Origin of the sequence: Streptomyces eurythermus, from assembly GCF_014649115.1 — a bacterium.
Taxonomy (GTDB): Bacteria; Actinomycetota; Actinomycetes; order Streptomycetales; family Streptomycetaceae; genus Streptomyces; species Streptomyces eurythermus.
Map to the genome: position 1 here is coordinate 71,906 of NZ_BMSK01000017.1, position 15,045 is coordinate 86,950.

Consider the following 15,045-nt stretch of genomic DNA (forward strand, 5'->3'; position numbering starts at 1 on the left):
CCCGGTGACGGGAAGGGGGGTGCGGGGCGCGTGGCGCCCGTGTGTAGCTTTGGGCGTCTGTCTGAGACCCTGATGCTTGAGCAGTAACTTTTGGACACCGGAAGGACGGTCGTGCACATCGTCATCATGGGCTGCGGAAGAGTGGGTTCCGCTCTTGCCCAGACCCTGGAGCAACAGGGCCACACGGTCGCCGTGATCGACCAGGACCCCACCGCCTTCCGCCGGCTGGGCCCGGGCTTCGGGGGCCGCCGGGTCACCGGCGTCGGCTTCGACCAGGACACCCTGCGCGAGGCGGGCATCGAGGAGGCCGGCGCCTTCGCCGCGGTCTCCAGCGGTGACAACTCCAACATCATCTCCGCGCGCGTGGCCCGCGAGATGTTCGGCGTGGAGAACGTGGCGGCCCGTATCTACGACCCCCGGCGCGCCGAGGTCTACCAGCGGCTGGGCATCCCCACCGTGGCCACGGTCCGCTGGACCGCCGACCAGATGCTGCGCCGGCTGCTGCCCTCGGGCGCCGAGCCGCTGTGGCGCGACCCCACCGGCGGGGTGCAGCTCGCCGAGGTGCACGCCTCCCCGAAGTGGGTCGGCCACAAGATCAGCAAGCTCCAGGAGGAGACGGGCGTCCGGGTGGCGTTCCTGACCCGGCTGGGCGAGGCGGTCCTGCCCACCTCCCAGACGGTGCTGCAGGAGGGCGACCTCGTGCACGTGATGATGCGGACGGACGACGTGGACAAGGTCGAGGCGGCGTTCGCCAGTGGCCCGGAAGAGGAGGGCGGTCACTGATGAGGGTCGCCATTGCCGGGGCCGGCGCGGTCGGCCGCTCGATCGCGGGCGAGCTGCTGGAGAACGGCCACGAGGTCCTGCTGATCGACAAGGCGCCGACCGCCATCTCGGTCGAGCGCGTCCCGCAGGCGGAGTGGCTGCTCGCCGACGCCTGTGAGATCACCTCCCTGGACGAGGCGGCGCTCCAGCGCTGCAACGTCGTGATCGCCGCGACCGGCGACGACAAGGTGAACCTGGTCGTCTCGCTGCTGGCGAAGACCGAGTACGGCGTCCCGCGCGTCGTCGCCCGGGTGAACAACCCCAAGAACGAGTGGCTGTTCAACGAGGCCTGGGGCGTGGACGTGGCCGTCTCCACCCCGCGGCTGATGTCCGCCCTGGTCGAGGAGGCGGTGAGCGTCGGCGACCTGGTCCGGCTGCTGCGCTTCAGCCACGGCGACGCCAACCTGGTGGAGCTGACCCTGCCCGAGGAGTCGGCCCTGGCCGGCACCCAGGTGGGGGACGTGGAGTGGCCGCAGGACACCTCCCTGGTCACGATCATCCGCGGTACGCGGGTGCTGACCCCCTCCAAGGAGGACTCCCTGGAGCCGGGCGACGAGCTGCTGTTCGTGGCCGCCCAGGCCCGGGAGGAGCAGCTGGAGGAACTGCTGTCGGTGCGGCGCGAGAGCTGAGCCCGGGTATACGGAAGGGCGCCCTTGGTGACAAGGGCGCCCTTCGTCGTCGTACGACGGCTGCTCACGCCTCCCGGCGGTGCCGTCCCCCGTCGGGCTCACCGGTCTCCGCGGCCAGGGCGGCGGCCTTGCGCTCCTTCTCGGCCTTCTGCGCCTCCTCCTGCGCCTCCATCTCCGCGAACACGTCGATGGGCGCGGGTGCCTTCGCCAGGAAGACCCAGGTCAGCCAGACCGCGAGCAGGAACGGCGGGATCTTCAGGGCGACCAGGACCCAGCCGAGCTGGGTGGTGTCGGCCCACCAGTACAGCGGGAAGAGGATCGCGCACTTGGCGAGCAGGATCAGGCCCCAGGCCCAGCTCGCCTTGGTGTACGCCTTCTTGCGGCCCGGGTTGCGGGTGCGCCAGGACAGGTTCTCCTTGAAGACCGGGCCCAGGATGAGGCCGATCAGGGGCACCCCGGCGAGGGCGGTGACGATGTACGCCACGGCCAGGCCGAGCGTGTAGAGCATGCCGGGGAGGTAGAAGTCCTTGGCGTTGCCGGTGAACATCGCGAAGACGACACCGAAGGCCACGCCGAAGACACCGCTGAAGGCGTGCTTGACCGTGTCCCGCATGGCCAGCCGGACCACGACCAGCACCAGGGAGACCGCCAGCGCGGCGATCGCGGACAGGTGCAGGTCCTTGTTGACCGTGAAGATCGCGACGAAGAGCAGGCCCGGCACGACCGTCTCGACCATGCCGCGGACCCCGCCGAAGGCCTCGAAGAGCGCCGCCTCGGTCACCGCGCGGGCGTCTTGGGGCTGAGTCTGGTCGGTGTCTTCGGTCGGCTTGTCGAGGGACGTCACCGGCTACTCCCGTCCGAGGGGTCGCAGTTCGTATTTCGGGTTGAACAGCACCCGGCGGCCCCGGCTCATCGAGATCCGGCCCGATGCGATCAGCTTGCGCCCCGGTTCGATCCCGACGATGGAGCGCCTGCCGAGCCACACGACGTCCAGGGCGGCGGAGCCGTCGAAGAGTTCGGCCTCCAGGGCCGGGACTCCGGCGCGCGGGCGCAGGGTGACCGTGCGCAAGGTACCAGTTACGGTGACGATCTGCCGGTCGTGGCAGTCGCCTATCTTGGTGCAGCCTGCCGTCTCGGCGTCTTCGCGCAGCTCCTCGGACTCCAGGTCCTCCTGCGACGAGGAGAGCCGGTCGAGCATGCGCCGGAACCGGCCGGCCGGCTTTTCGGAACGAGGAACAGCAGTCATATGTGAAGCGTACCGGGGCCGCAGGCAGGGCCGACAGGGCGCCGAGAGCGCCCGCCGGCTCACTTCTCGAACCGGTATCCCATCCCCGGTTCCGTGATGAAGTGCCTCGGGTGCGACGGGTCGGCCTCGAGCTTGCGCCGCAGCTGGGCCATGTACACCCGCAGGTAGTTGGTCTCGGTGCCGTACGACGGTCCCCACACCTCCTGCAGCAGCTGCTTCTGGCCGACGAGGCGGCCGGTGTTGCGCACCAGCACCTCCAGCAGGTGCCACTCGGTCGGGGTGAGCCGGACGTCCTTGCCGTCGCGGTGGACCTTCTTCGCGGCGAGGTCGACGGTGAAGCCCTCGGTCTCCACGGTCGTCAGGTCGTCCTCGCCCGGCCCGGCCGGCTCGGCCCGGCGCACCGCGGCCCGCAGCCGGGCCAGCAGCTCGTCCATGCCGAACGGCTTGGTCACGTAGTCGTCGGCGCCCGCGTCCAGCGCCTCCACCTTCTCGTCGGAGGAGTGCCGGGCGGACAGCACCAGGATCGGCACCCGGGTCCAGCCGCGCAGGCCCCGGATCACCTCCACACCGTCCATGTCGGGCAGGCCGAGGTCGAGGACGACCACGTCGGGGTGGCGGGAGGCGGCGAGTTCGAGGGCGGTCCTGCCGTCGGGGGCCGCGTCCACCTGGTACGCGCGTGCCTTGAGGTTGATCACGAGGGCGCGCACGATCTGCGGCTCGTCGTCGACCACGAGCACCCGGGTCATATGGTGTGCCTTTCCGGTTCGGTACGGAACTCCCCGGCGGGGAGCGGCTCGGGGCGCGGTCCCGCCGCGCACAGGCTCAGCACCATGGTGAGCCCGCCGCCCGGCGTGTCCTCCGCGGTGAGGGTGCCGCCCATGGCCTCGGCGAAGCCCCGGGCGACCGCGAGGCCGAGCCCGACGCCGGCGCCGCGCGGAGCGTCCCCGTAGCGCTGGAAGGGCTCGAAGATCCGCTCCTTGGCCTCGTCCGGCACGCCCGGCCCGCGGTCCACCACGCGCACCTCGACCCGGTCGGCGATGGCGCTCGCGGCCACCAGGACGCGCCGCCCGGGCGGACTGTACTTGACGGCGTTCTCCACCAGGTTGGCCACCGACCGCTCCAGCAGCCCGGGGTCCACGGCGACCATCGGCAGTGTCTCGGGCACGTCCAGGTCGACGCTGTCCTCGGGCACGCCGCCCAGGGCCATCGGCACGACCTCGTCCACGTCGATCTCGCGGATCAGCGGCGTGACCGTGCCGGTCTGGAGGCGGGACATGTCGAGGAGGTTGCCCACGAGGTGGTCGAGCCGGTCGGCGCCCTCCTCGATGCCCTTCAGCAGCTCGGCCCGGTCCTCCTCGGACCAGGCCACGTCGTCGGAGCGCAGGGAGGACACGGCGGCCTTGATGCCGGCCAGCGGGGTGCGCAGATCGTGGCTGACGGCGGCCAGCAGGGCGGTGCGGATGCGGTTGCCCTCGGCGAGCGCGCGGGCCTGGTCGGCCTCCTCCTGGAGGCGCCGGCGCTCCAGGACCACGGCGGCCTGGGCGGCGAAGGCGGCCAGCACCCGGCGGTCGGCGGCGGGCAGCACCCGGCCGGTGAGCGCGAGCGCCATGTGGTCGCCCACGGGCATGTCCACGTCGGCGTCCTCCGGGCGCTCCAGCGGCGGCCCGAAGCCGGCCCGGCCCGCGCAGGTCCAGGGCGCCACGTCGCTCTCCCGCTCCAGCAGCGCGGCGGACTCCATGGCGAAGGTCTCGCGGACCCGTTCCAGCAGCTCCTCCAGGCTGGTCTCGCCGCGCAGCACGTTGCCGGCGAGGAAGGAGAGGATCTCCGACTCGGCGCGCAGCCGGGCCGCCTGGTCGGTGCGCCGGGCGGCGAGGTCCACCACCGAGGCGACCGACATGCCGACCCCGAAGAAGATCGCGATGGCGACGATGTTCTTGGGGTCGGCGACGGTCAGCCGGTGCAGCGGCGGGGTGTAGAAGTAGTTCAGCAGCAGCGAGCCGAAGGCCGCCGAGGCCAGCGCGGGCAGCAGGCCGCCGAGCAGGGCCGCGGCGACGGTGACGGCCAGGAACAGCAGCATGTCGTTGGCGAGGCCGAGGCCGGCGGTGTTCAGGCCGAGCGCGAGGACGACGGGGCCGGCCAGTCCGACCGCCCAGCCCCACCGGATCCGGGCCCGCCCGAGCCGGCCGCCGCGGGCCACGGGCAGTCCCCGGCCCTTGGCGACCTCCTCGTGGGTCACGATGTGCACATCCAGGTCGGGACCGGAGTCCCGGGCGACCGTGGCGCCGACGCCGGGCCCGAAGACGTACTGCCAGGCCTTGCGGCGCGAGGAGCCCAGCACGATCTGGGTGGCGTTCACCCCGCGCGCGAAGTCGAGCAGCGCGGGCGGTATGTCGTCGCCGACCACATGGTGGAACGTTCCGCCGAGGTCCTCCACGAGCGTGCGCTGGACGGCCAGCTCCTTCGGGGAGGCCGAGGTCAGCCCGTCGCTGCGGGCGATGTAGACGGCCATGACCTCACCGCCGGCGCCCTTCTCGGCGAGCCGGGCGGCCCGGCGGATGAGGGTGCGTCCCTCGGGGCCGCCGGTCAGGCCCACCACGATCCGCTCCCGGGAGCCCCATATCGCCGAGACCCGGTGTTCGCTGCGGTACTCGTTCAGGTACTCGTCGACCCGGTCGGCCACCCACAGCAGCGCCAGTTCGCGCAGGGCGGTCAGATTGCCGGGCCGGAAGTAGTTGGACAGGGCCGCGTCGACCTTGTCCGGCGCGTATATGTTGCCGTGCGCCATGCGGCGGCGCAGCGCCTGCGGGGACATGTCGACCAGCTCGATCTGGTCGGCCCGGCGGACGACCTCGTCGGGGACGGTCTCGCGCTGGCGCACGCCGGTGATCGACTCCACGACATCGCCGAGTGATTCCAGGTGCTGGATGTTGACGGTGGAGACGACGTCGATACCGGCGGCCAGCAGCTCCTCCACGTCCTGCCAGCGCTTGGCGTTGCGGGAGCCGGGGACGTTGGTGTGGGCCAGCTCGTCCACGAGGGCGACGACGGGGGCCCGGCGCAGCACCGCGTCCACGTCCATCTCCTCGAAGACGGCGCCCCGGTACTCCAGCCTCCTGCGCGGCACCTGCTCCAGGCCGTGCAGCAGGACCTCGGTGCGTGGCCTGCCGTGGTGTTCCACGAACGCGACCACGCAGTCCGTGCCCCGCTCGGTACGGCGGTGACCCTCGGCGAGCATGGCGTAGGTCTTGCCCACGCCCGGTGCCGCACCGAGGTAGATCCGAAGCGTGCCGCGTCCCATGCCCACATTGTCTTTCCGTGCCCGAAGTCTGCGCAGCGTCGACCTTACGGCCGCCCGGCGGGGTGATCCGGCCCGGAGGGACGAGCGGGGGGCAACTTTGACGCAACCCTGACGAGAAGGGGCGCGGGGAACTGCGCGAGCAACCACGACGAACCGGCACCCGGCAACGGACAGGCACCCCAACGGCGAGCCCCCGCAAAAACGGGCCGCACCTCAAAGGCACGGCCCGTGTATCCCGGCTGAAGCCGTCAGCGGACTTCCGTGATCTCCGGGCCCCGCTGCAACTGCCCCATCCCGCCGGAGAAGCGCGAGCCCTCCTCCTGCTGGACACCCTCGGGCACCATCTGCGCGTCGTTCGGCAGCTTCAGGACGATCGGGTCGCGCGGAGCCATCGGACCCTCGCCGCGCACCACGACGGTGTCGCGGAAGATCTGCTCCAGCAGCCCGGCGGCCTCCGGCTGCACCGCGCCCTGCCCCGAGATCACACCACGCAGGAACCAGCGCGGGCCGTCCACGCCGACGAACCGGACGACCTGGAAACCGCCGGTGCCGTCGGGCAGCTGCACCGGTACCCGGGCGCGCAGCTCCCAGCCGAGCGGGCCCTCGACCTCGTCGACGATGCCACCCTGCTGGGTGATGCCGGACGCGATCTCCTCGCGTACCTCGCCCCAGATGCCCTCGCGCTTGGGCGCGGCGAACGCCTGGAGCTGGATGGCGCTGTCGCGCAGCACGACGGTGGCGGCGACGATGGCGTCCCCGGCCACCTCGACCCGCAGCTCCATGCCGTCGACGCCCGGCACGAACAGCCCGCCGAGGTCCACGCGGCCCTCGGCCGGGTCGCGCACCTCGCTGCTGTCCCACGGCCCGTCGGGCCGGGGCCCGGGCTCCAGCCGGAGGCGCTCGCGTCCGGCCTCCTCCTCGTCCGCCTCGGTGTCGACGCTGTCGACGACCTGCTCGGCCTCGCCGGCCGCGTCCTCGGCGGCACCCTTCTTCTTGCGACGTCCGAACACGTCACTGTCCTTCCCGGTCGGATACGACCGAAGCGTATCGATTCCCACCCGTCGGACCGCCTACGGCGGCCTGACCGCTTGTGCCGCTGTCGCCGCCCACCGCGGCATGGCCGCCGGTGGACCCGAAGCCCCCCTCGGCCCGCGCCGAGCCGGGAAGTTCCGCGACCTCCTGGAAGCGGACCCTCTCGACCTGCTGGACGACCAGTTGGGCAATCCGGTCGAAGCGCTCGAACCGCACGCTCTCGCGCGGGTCGAGATTCACCACGATCACCTTGATCTCCCCACGGTACCCGGCATCAACCGTCCCCGGGGCATTCACGAGGGCGACACCGCAGCGGGCGGCGAGGCCGGACCGCGGGTGCACGAACGCCGCGTACCCCTCCGGGAGGGCGATCGACACTCCCGTGGGCAGCACGGCACGCTCGCCGGGCGCCAGCTCGCAGGGCTCGGTGGTGCGCAGATCGGCCCCGGCGTCACCCGGGTGTTCGTACGCCGGGAGCGGGACGTCGGGGTCCACCCGGCGGATCAGCACGTCGAGGGGGCTACGGCTCACGGGTTCACCTCGAAGGCGCGGGTGCGCCGGATCTGGTCCGGGTCGTTCATGGCGGCCTGGATCTCCTCCCGGCGGCCGTGGTCGATGAAGTGGTCCACCTTGACCTCGATGAAGAGGGCGTCGGCGCGGACGGCGACCGGGCCGTCCGGGCCGCCGACGCGTCCGGTGGCGGTGGAGTAGATCTTGCGTCCGGCGACGGCGGTGACCTCGGCCGCCAGGAACAGCGTGGCGCCCACGGGCACGGGCCGGACGAAGTCCGTCTCCAGCCGTCCGGTCACGGCGATGGTGCGCAGCAGCCAGTTCAGCGAGCCGAGGGTCTCGTCCAGGGCCGCGGCGAGCACTCCGCCGTGGGCGAGCCCCGGGGCGCCCTGATGGGCGGGGCGCACGGTGAACTCGGCGGTCAGCGACACGCCCTCGCCGGCCCGGACCTGAAGGTGCAGTCCGTGCGGCTGGCCGGGGCCGCAGCCGAAACAGTGTTCGTAATGGGCACCGAGGAGCTCCCCGGGCGCGGGCGCGTCGGGGTGCCGTATGGGCTTGCCCGCGTCGGCGGGAGGCTGAAGAGCTGCGGAACTACCACTCACAGCCGCAGACCTTACCCGCGCATCCACCCTGTACGGATCCCATGCCAAGCTAGGTTTCATGCAGCTCTCCGCCACCCCCTACGAAGAACGTCTCACGGCTCCCCGCTCGTGGTGGGTGATCAGCCTCCTGGTGGGCGTCTCGCTCGCCCTGATCCTGCTGCCGTTCGGCACCCTGCCCCTGCTCGGCGGCCTGGTCGGCGGTACGGCCGCGGCGGCCGTGGTGGCCAGCGCCTACGGTTCCCCGCGCATCCGGGTCGTGGGGGACTCGCTGATCGCGGGCGAGGCCAGGCTGCCGGTGTCGGCGCTGGGCGCGACGGAGATCCTGGACGCCGAGGAGGCCCGCGCCTGGCGGACGTACAAGGCGGACACCCGCGCCTTCCTGCTGCTGCGCGCCTACATCCCGACGGCGCTGCGCGTGGAGGTCACCGACCCCGAGGACCCGACGCCGTACCTGTACCTGTCGACGCGGGAGCCGCGGAAGCTCGCCGCGGCGATCAACGCGGCACGGAAGGCGCACGCCTAGGACACCCGGCCGACGCCCGGTCAGGGCTCTTCGGGAAGCTCGGGCAGTTCCAGCGGTCTCTCCGGCTTCTCCAGTGGTGGCAGCTCCGGCAGCTCGTCCCAGGGCACCCCCGTCTTGCGCAGGTCCGCCCGGACGCGGTCGGCGAGCTTTCTGGTCTCCCGGCGGTTCACCACCGCCCCGACCGCGGCCCCGACCAGGAACGGCGCCAGGTTGGGCAGGTTGCGGACCATCCGCTTCATGATCCGCTGGCGCAGTTCGCGCTTCATCCGGCCGCCGAGGGCCGTGTCGTACGTCGACGGCTTCGTCACGTCGATGCCGCGCTCCCCCGACCAGGAGGACAGATACGCGGCGGTACGGTCCTTGAGGCCGCCGGGCGGGCGGGCGCCGTAGACCTCGTGCAGTTCGGCGATCAGCTTCAGCTCGATCGCGGCGACCCCGGTGATCTCCGCGGCCAGTTCGGTCGGCATGGCCGGGGGTACCGGCAGCATCGCCGCCGCCCCGATTCCGGCACCGACCGTGGAGGTGCCGGCCGCCGCGCCCTTCACCAGCTTGTCGGCCAGCTCCTCGGGGCCGAGGCCGGGGAACTGGCGGCGCAGGGTCGCGAGGTCGCGTACGGGGATACGCGGGGCGATGTCGATGACGCGGTCCGCGAGGTGGGCTAGGCCCGCACGGGCCCGGCTGCCGCCCCTGCGGGCGCCTTCCCGGGCCAGGTCCCGGGCCTTGTCGCGGATCACCGTCGCCCGGCGCCGGGCGACGGGCGCGGGGTGCCGGTGCGGCGCCGGGGGGCCGTCCCGGTCCTCCGCCGGTCCGAGCGAGGCTCCCGCGCCGGGTGAGCCCCGCTCGTCGTCACGCGCGCCGTGCGGGCCGTCGAGCGGCCCTTGGTCCGCTTTCCCCAGGGGGAAGCGGCGCTTCCGGGGAGGGGTCGAGCCAGACATGGCCGACCCGTCCTCAGTCGCAGTCGCGGCAGATCGGCTGACCGTTCTTCTCCCGGGCCAGCTGGCTGCGGTGGTGCACCAGGAAGCAGCTCATGCAGGTGAACTCGTCCTGCTGCTTGGGCAGGACCCGGACGGCCAGTTCCTCGTTCGAAAGGTCCGCGCCGGGCAGTTCCAGGCCCTCTGCGGCCTCGAACTCGTCGACGTCCACCGCCGAGGTGGACTTGTCGTTCCTCCGGGCCTTCAGCTCTTCAAGACTGTCCGAGTCGACGTCGTCGTCGGTCTTGCGTGGAGTGTCGTAATCGGTTGCCATATCGCTCTCCCCCTCTGGGTGTCTGCGGTGTTCTCCAGCGCACGTAACGCGTGAGAGGCCGGACTTGTGCCCGACCTGAAGCGGAGATTTTGCCTCACATCAAGGTCTGTTACTCAATCGACACCCAATCCGACCCCTCAGGAGTGATCGGCTTGGATGGCGGTGAGGACCGTACACGGTCCCAATGTCGCACCTCAAAGGCGCCCCTCCGTGTACTTCCCGTGATCAACGCCCTTGAAAACCAGGACATTCCCGGCTTTCCAGCCCGCTTCATGATCACTCTCCGTGCATGGCCGGAAATCCGTCCATGTGACTGATCACACAGAGAAGCGTCCGTTCGGCGGCTGGAAAATTCCGCGTAGAGCGAACACGACCCGCGTGTGTCCTTCCGTGTCACATGGGCAGAGTGACACGCATCTCCAGGCCGCCGCCCTCCCGGGGACGGGCGTGGATGTGGCCGCCGTGCGCCCGGGCCACGGACCGGACGATGGACAGGCCGAGGCCCACACCCTTGTCGCTGCCCGTGCGCTCGGTGCGCAGCCGGCGGAACGGCTCGAAGAGGTTGTCGATCTCGTACGCCGGCACCACCGGCCCGGTGTTGGAGACCGTCAGCACCGCCTGCCCGTGCTCGACCTCGGTGTTCACCTCGACCCAGCCCTTGTCGGGCACGTTGTAGCGCACCGCGTTCTGCACGAGGTTCAGCGCGATCCGCTCCAGCAGGACGCCGTTGCCCTGGACCACCGCCGGTTTGCGCTCGCCCCGGATGGTCACGCCCTTGGCCTCCGCCTCGGCGTGCACCTGGTCGATGGCCTGCGTGGCGACCTCGGCCAGGTCGACCGGTTTGCGCTCCACGATCTGGTTGTCGCTGCGGGCCAGCAGCAGCAGCCCCTCGACCAGCTGCTCGCTGCGCTCGTTGGTGGCCAGCAGCGTCTTGCCGAGCTGCTGGAGCTCCACCGGCGCGTTCGGGTCCGACAGGTGCACTTCGAGGAGCGTGCGGTTGATCGCGAGCGGGGTGCGCAGCTCGTGCGAGGCGTTCCCGACGAAGCGCTGCTGCGCCGTGAAGGCCCGCTGGAGCCGCTCCAGCATGTCGTCGAAGGTGTCCGCCAGCTCCTTCAGCTCGTCGTCGGGCCCGTCCAGCTCGATGCGGCGGGACAGGTCCGAGCCGGCCACCTGGCGGGCGGTGCGGGTGATCCGGCCGAGCGGGGACAGCACCCGGCCGGCCATCGCGTACCCGAAGGCGAAGGCGATCACGGCCAGCCCCAGCAGGGCCAGCAGGGACCGGCTGAGCAGGTTGTCCAGGGCCGCCTGGCGCTGCTGGTCGACGCAGTGGGCGATCGCCTCGTTGAAGTCCGACAGCGGCAGGCTGGCGGTGTTGATCGCGGTGATCGCGGGACAGTTGTCGCTGGCGACCCGGATCGACGTACCGCTCACGATCTTGAACAGCGGCTGGTTGCCAGTGCTGATCGCCTGCGCGGCCAGCAGATAGATGATCGACAGCAGCAGGATGCCGGCGATCAGGAACATGCCGCCGTACAGCAGCGTCAGCCGTATGCGGATCGTGGGCCGCAGCCACGGGAAGGGCGGCTGCGGCCTCCTGGGGTCCCAGGTGGGCTTCGGCGGCGCCTGGGGCGGCGCGGGTGTCGCGGCCACCGGGATCAGATCCGGTAGCCGGAGCCGGGGACGGTGACGATGACCGGCGGCTCGCCCAACTTGCGGCGCAGGGTCATCACCGTCACCCGCACCACGTTGGTGAACGGGTCGGTGTTCTCGTCCCAGGCCTTCTCCAGCAGCTGCTCCGCCGAGACGACCGCGCCCTCGCTGCGCATCAGCACCTCCAGCACCGCGAACTCCTTGGGAGCCAGCTGGACCTCCTTGCCGTCGCGGAAGACCTCGCGGCGGTTGGGGTCGAGCTTGATGCCGGCGCGCTCCAGGACCGGCGGCAGGGGCACGCTGGTACGGCGGCCGAGGGCCCGCACGCGCGCGATCAGCTCGCTGAACGCGAACGGCTTGGGCAGATAGTCGTCGGCGCCGATCTCCAGGCCCTCGACACGGTCGCTGACGTCACCGGAGGCGGTGAGCATCAGCACGCGCGTGGGCATGCCCAGCTCCACGATCCTGCGGCAGACGTCGTCGCCGTGCACGAGCGGGAGGTCGCGGTCGAGGACGACCACGTCGTAGTCGTTGACGCCGATGCGCTCCAGGGCGGCCGCACCGTCGTACACGACGTCGACGGCCATGGCCTCCCGGCGCAGTCCGGTGGCCACCGCATCGGCGAGCAGTTGCTCGTCCTCGACGACGAGTACGCGCACGTCGCTTGTCCTTCCTGTGTCCACCCGCGTGGCGCGCCGCGGGCGCGTGCGGGCAGGGGTGTGCGTTGGGGTGTGAGCCCCATCCTGCCCTTTTCGGCCATAAGTCGGCTGTAAGGCGGCTCTCGGGACCGCAGAGACAGGGGTTGCGGGGCGGGAATACGAGAATTTCTCCCGGGGTTAGGTTTCCCCGGAGGGGAGCGGGGGGAGGACGGCTTTACACCCCGCGATCACGCTCTGCATGTGCCGCAGCACCATGCGGCACTCCGCCTTCCGCTTCCGCAGAGCGGGCGTGGGTGTCCGGCACCGTCGCCGCCCGGCCGGGCAGCGCTGGGCACCCGCGAGAGCCGTGATCGCCCCTTCCATACGGCACACCCCCGTGCCACCGACCCACGACCCAGGACGAGGGGGCGCAGCATGGACGCTTTCACCTCAGGACTTCTGCAGCGCATAAGGGCGACCGAGTCCGACCTTTCGCGGGCTCGTGACGAGGGCGACGACTTCCTTGTCGAAGTGGAGCAGGCGGAACTCGACGACCTGCGACGCCTCGCCGCCGAACACGGTGTGGAGGTCGGCGCGTCACGCGTCTGATCGACCCGAGCGCGACGAGGGACCCCGGCGAATCCAGCGCCGGGGTCCCTTCGCGTGCGGCCGCCGGCGGGCCGGGCCCCGATCAAGTCGATCGGGCCGAATCCCGGACCGGGTCGATCGGGCCCAGTCCCGGACCGGGTCGATCGGGCCAAGCCTCGGACCGGATCGGGCCAAGTCTCCGCCCCGGTCAGTCGTGCCAGGCCCCGAAGTCCTCCAGCAGCCGCTGGAGCGGTTCGAAGACGCCCGGGGCACCCGCGACCGTCAGTTCCCGTGAGGGCCGCTCTCCGGGCCGTCCGCCGGTCAGCGCGCCGGCCTCCCGGGCGATGAGGTCCCCGGCCGCGAAGTCCCACGGGTGCAGGCCCCGCTCGTAGTACCCGTCGAGCCGGCCGCAGGCCACGTCGCACAGGTCGACCGCCGCCGAGCCGCCGCGCCGGATGTCCCGCACCAGCGGGATCAGCCGGGCGGCCAGTCCGGCCTGGTGGGCGCGGACCTCGGCGACGTAGTTGAAACCGGTGGAGACCAGCGCCTGGTCCAGCGGGGGCGCGGGCCGGCAGGCGAGCGCCCGCTCGCCCTCCCACGCGCCCGTGGCCCACGCGCCGCCGCCGCGCACCGCGTGGTACGTCTCGCCGCGCATCGGCGCCGCGACGACCCCGACGACGGTCTCCCCGTCCTGCTCGGCGGCGATGGACACCGCCCAGGTCGGCAGCCCGTACAGATAGTTCACCGTGCCGTCCAGCGGGTCGATCACCCAGCGGACGCCGCTCGTGCCCTCGGCCGAGGCCCCCTCCTCGCCGAGGAAGCCGTCGTCGGGGCGCCGGCCGGAGATCAGATCGGTGATCAGCTTCTCGGCCGCGATGTCCATCTCGGTGACGACGTCCACGTTGCTGGACTTCGTCCTGGCCACGGCCAGGTCGCTCGGGCGGCCGTCGCGCAGCAGTTCGCCGGCCCGGCGGGCGGCCTCGCGGGCCAGTGCCAGCAGGTCCTGGTGCAGGGGGTCGGTCACGGCTCTCCTCACGCGTAGGGGCTGTCGGCGCCCGCGGCGGCGGGGCGCGGGGCACGGGCCGGGCAGCAGCCGACCGGGCAGACGTCGTGGCTGGGGCCGAGGGCGCCCAGGGCGCAGGGGGTGACCTCCCGGCCGCGCTCCACGGCGGCCCGCTCCAGGATCAGCTCGCGGACGGCGGCGGCGAATCGCGGGTCGGCGCCCACGGTCGCCGAGCGGCGCACCGGCAGGCCCAGCTCCTCGGCCTTGGCCTTCGCCTCGGTGTCGAGGTCGTACAGGACCTCCATGTGGTCGGAGACGAAGCCGATGGGGGCCATGACGACGGCCGGGACGCCGGCCGCGTGCCGTTCCTCGAGGTGGTCGCAGATGTCGGGCTCCAGCCACGGGATGTGCGGGGCGCCGGAGCGGGACTGGTAGACGAGCTGCCAGGGGTGGTCGACGCCGGTGCGCTCGCGGACGGCGTCGGCGATCAGCCGGGCCACGTCCAGGTGCTGCGCCACGTAGGCGCCGCCGTCGCCGTGGGACTCGGCGGGGCCCGAGGTGTCGGCGGCGGCGGTCGGGATGGAGTGGGTGGTGAAGGCGATGTGGGCCCCCGCGCGGACGTCCTCGGGCAGGTCGGCCAGGGCGCGCAGCACGCCGTCGATCATGGGCTCGACGAAGCCGGGGTGGTTGAAGTAGTGCCGCAGCTTGTCCACGGCCGGCGCTTGCACGCCCTCGGCCTGGAGGGTGGCCAGCGCGTCGGCGAGGTTCTCGCGGTACTGGCGGCAGCCCGAGTAGGAGGCGTAGGCGCTGGTGGCCAGGACCAGGATGCGGCGGTGGCCGTCGGCGGCCATCTCCCGCAGGGTGTCGGTCAGATACGGCGCCCAGTTGCGGTTGCCCCAGTAGACGGGCAGGTCCAGACCGTGTGCGGCGAAGTCCTCGCGCAGGGCTTGGAGCAGGGCGCGGTTCTGGTCGTTGATGGGGCTGACCCCGCCGAAGAGGAAGTAGTGCTGCCCCACTTCCTTGAGGCGTTCCTTGGGGATGCCGCGCCCGCGCGTGACGTTCTCCAGGAACGGGACCACGTCGTCCGGGCCTTCGGGGCCGCCGAAGGAGAGCAGGAGCAGGGCGTCGTACGGGGTGGCATCGAGCGCGTCTGGCATGGGTCGATCCTGCCACCCGGCACTGACAGCGGGGAAACAGCGGTGCGGGGAGTCGGGTTCGGGAGCATTGGTCGCCTTTTGTCCGCACGACTACCGACTTTT

The 15,045-nt window shown here is 71.9% G+C and carries 17 protein-coding genes; 4 read left to right on the top strand and 13 right to left on the bottom strand.

Annotated features, from left to right (window positions below):
- Positions 1 to 111 precede the first annotated feature (111 nt).
- Both IE251_RS29390 and IE251_RS29395 read left to right on the top strand, forming a co-directional pair.
- Complete coding sequence (locus tag IE251_RS29390) at positions 112 to 783, top strand: potassium channel family protein (protein WP_030777359.1); 672 nt, start codon at positions 112 to 114, stop codon at positions 781 to 783.
- Positions 783 to 1,451 carry a potassium channel family protein gene (locus tag IE251_RS29395; RefSeq protein WP_030609167.1) on the top strand — a complete coding sequence of 223 codons (669 nt, stop codon included), beginning with the start codon at positions 783 to 785 and terminating at the stop codon, positions 1,449 to 1,451. The genes IE251_RS29390 and IE251_RS29395 overlap by 1 nt, the downstream gene beginning before the upstream one ends.
- Positions 1,452 to 1,515: 64 nt before the next feature.
- On the opposite strand, the gene IE251_RS29400 is transcribed toward IE251_RS29395, so the two are convergent.
- From IE251_RS29400 to IE251_RS29430, 7 genes are all read right to left on the bottom strand, one after another.
- Positions 1,516 to 2,295 carry a DUF3159 domain-containing protein gene (locus tag IE251_RS29400; RefSeq protein WP_189756029.1) on the bottom strand — a complete coding sequence of 260 codons (780 nt, stop codon included), beginning with the start codon at positions 2,293 to 2,295 and terminating at the stop codon, positions 1,516 to 1,518.
- 3 nt (positions 2,296 to 2,298) lie between these two features.
- On the bottom strand, positions 2,299 to 2,697 hold the full coding sequence (locus tag IE251_RS29405; protein WP_078629620.1) for an OB-fold nucleic acid binding domain-containing protein: 399 nt from the start codon (positions 2,695 to 2,697) through the stop codon (positions 2,299 to 2,301).
- Positions 2,698 to 2,756: 59 nt separating this feature from the next.
- Entirely contained in the window at positions 2,757 to 3,443 is a 687-nt protein-coding gene (locus tag IE251_RS29410) for a response regulator (RefSeq protein ID WP_189756030.1), read from the bottom strand.
- A complete protein-coding gene (locus IE251_RS29415) occupies positions 3,440 to 5,995 on the bottom strand; it encodes an ATP-binding protein (protein WP_189756031.1) in 2,556 nt (851 codons plus the stop codon). Before IE251_RS29415 ends, IE251_RS29410 begins: the two co-directional genes overlap by 4 nt.
- 248 nt (positions 5,996 to 6,243) lie before the next feature.
- Positions 6,244 to 7,005, bottom strand: coding sequence for a DUF3710 domain-containing protein (locus IE251_RS29420; protein ID WP_030785285.1), 762 nt, complete (start codon positions 7,003 to 7,005; stop codon positions 6,244 to 6,246).
- Between the two features lies 1 nt (position 7,006).
- Entirely contained in the window at positions 7,007 to 7,558 is a 552-nt protein-coding gene (gene dut / locus IE251_RS29425; RefSeq protein ID WP_030609154.1) for a dUTP diphosphatase, read from the bottom strand.
- Positions 7,555 to 8,139, bottom strand: coding sequence for a PaaI family thioesterase (locus IE251_RS29430; protein ID WP_189756032.1), 585 nt, complete (start codon positions 8,137 to 8,139; stop codon positions 7,555 to 7,557). Before IE251_RS29430 ends, dut begins: the two co-directional genes overlap by 4 nt.
- A gap of 58 nt (positions 8,140 to 8,197) precedes the next feature.
- On the opposite strand from IE251_RS29430, the gene IE251_RS29435 reads away from it, so the two are divergent.
- Complete coding sequence (locus tag IE251_RS29435; RefSeq protein WP_189756033.1) at positions 8,198 to 8,662, top strand: DUF3093 domain-containing protein; 465 nt, start codon at positions 8,198 to 8,200, stop codon at positions 8,660 to 8,662.
- Between the two features lie 20 nt (positions 8,663 to 8,682).
- Here the strand turns inward: IE251_RS29435 and IE251_RS29440 are convergent, their stop codons facing one another.
- From IE251_RS29440 to IE251_RS29455, 4 genes are all read right to left on the bottom strand, one after another.
- Positions 8,683 to 9,597, bottom strand: coding sequence for a hypothetical protein (locus IE251_RS29440; RefSeq protein ID WP_189756034.1), 915 nt, complete (start codon positions 9,595 to 9,597; stop codon positions 8,683 to 8,685).
- 13 nt (positions 9,598 to 9,610) lie between these two features.
- Positions 9,611 to 9,907 (bottom strand): DUF4193 domain-containing protein, encoded by a 297-nt coding sequence (locus tag IE251_RS29445; RefSeq protein ID WP_005481602.1) that lies wholly within the window; start codon positions 9,905 to 9,907, stop codon positions 9,611 to 9,613.
- A gap of 393 nt (positions 9,908 to 10,300) precedes the next feature.
- Complete coding sequence (locus IE251_RS29450; RefSeq protein ID WP_189756035.1) at positions 10,301 to 11,557, bottom strand: sensor histidine kinase; 1,257 nt, start codon at positions 11,555 to 11,557, stop codon at positions 10,301 to 10,303.
- A gap of 5 nt (positions 11,558 to 11,562) precedes the next feature.
- Positions 11,563 to 12,216, bottom strand: coding sequence for a response regulator transcription factor (locus tag IE251_RS29455; RefSeq protein ID WP_007387794.1), 654 nt, complete (start codon positions 12,214 to 12,216; stop codon positions 11,563 to 11,565).
- Between the two features lie 414 nt (positions 12,217 to 12,630).
- On the opposite strand from IE251_RS29455, the gene IE251_RS29460 reads away from it, so the two are divergent.
- Complete coding sequence (locus IE251_RS29460) at positions 12,631 to 12,804, top strand: hypothetical protein (RefSeq protein ID WP_167345744.1); 174 nt, start codon at positions 12,631 to 12,633, stop codon at positions 12,802 to 12,804.
- 187 nt (positions 12,805 to 12,991) lie between these two features.
- On the opposite strand, the gene IE251_RS29465 is transcribed toward IE251_RS29460, so the two are convergent.
- The gene (locus tag IE251_RS29465) at positions 12,992 to 13,807 is read right to left on the bottom strand and encodes an inositol monophosphatase family protein (protein ID WP_189756036.1); all 816 of its coding nucleotides are present in this window, start codon (positions 13,805 to 13,807) and stop codon (positions 12,992 to 12,994) included.
- Positions 13,808 to 13,815: 8 nt separating this feature from the next.
- Positions 13,816 to 14,943, bottom strand: a complete 1,128-nt coding sequence (locus tag IE251_RS29470; protein ID WP_189756037.1) for a ferrochelatase — start codon at positions 14,941 to 14,943, stop codon at positions 13,816 to 13,818.
- Positions 14,944 to 15,045: the final 102 nt, after the last annotated feature.

What these genes read in the sequence shown, in the direction of transcription:
- IE251_RS29395 (WP_030609167.1), top strand. Translation starts at nt 783, where the DNA reads ATGAGGGTCGCCATTGCCGGGGCCGGCGCGGTCGGCCGCTCGATCGCG.
- IE251_RS29405 (WP_078629620.1), bottom strand. Translation starts at nt 2,697, where the DNA reads ATGACTGCTGTTCCTCGTTCCGAAAAGCCGGCCGGCCGGTTCCGGCGC.
- IE251_RS29410 (WP_189756030.1), bottom strand. Translation starts at nt 3,443, where the DNA reads ATGACCCGGGTGCTCGTGGTCGACGACGAGCCGCAGATCGTGCGCGCC.
- IE251_RS29415 (WP_189756031.1), bottom strand. Translation starts at nt 5,995, where the DNA reads ATGGGACGCGGCACGCTTCGGATCTACCTCGGTGCGGCACCGGGCGTG.
- IE251_RS29435 (WP_189756033.1), top strand. Translation starts at nt 8,198, where the DNA reads ATGCAGCTCTCCGCCACCCCCTACGAAGAACGTCTCACGGCTCCCCGC.
- IE251_RS29440 (WP_189756034.1), bottom strand. Translation starts at nt 9,597, where the DNA reads ATGTCTGGCTCGACCCCTCCCCGGAAGCGCCGCTTCCCCCTGGGGAAA.
- IE251_RS29445 (WP_005481602.1), bottom strand. Translation starts at nt 9,907, where the DNA reads ATGGCAACCGATTACGACACTCCACGCAAGACCGACGACGACGTCGAC.
- IE251_RS29460 (WP_167345744.1), top strand. Translation starts at nt 12,631, where the DNA reads ATGGACGCTTTCACCTCAGGACTTCTGCAGCGCATAAGGGCGACCGAG.
- IE251_RS29470 (WP_189756037.1), bottom strand. Translation starts at nt 14,943, where the DNA reads ATGCCAGACGCGCTCGATGCCACCCCGTACGACGCCCTGCTCCTGCTC.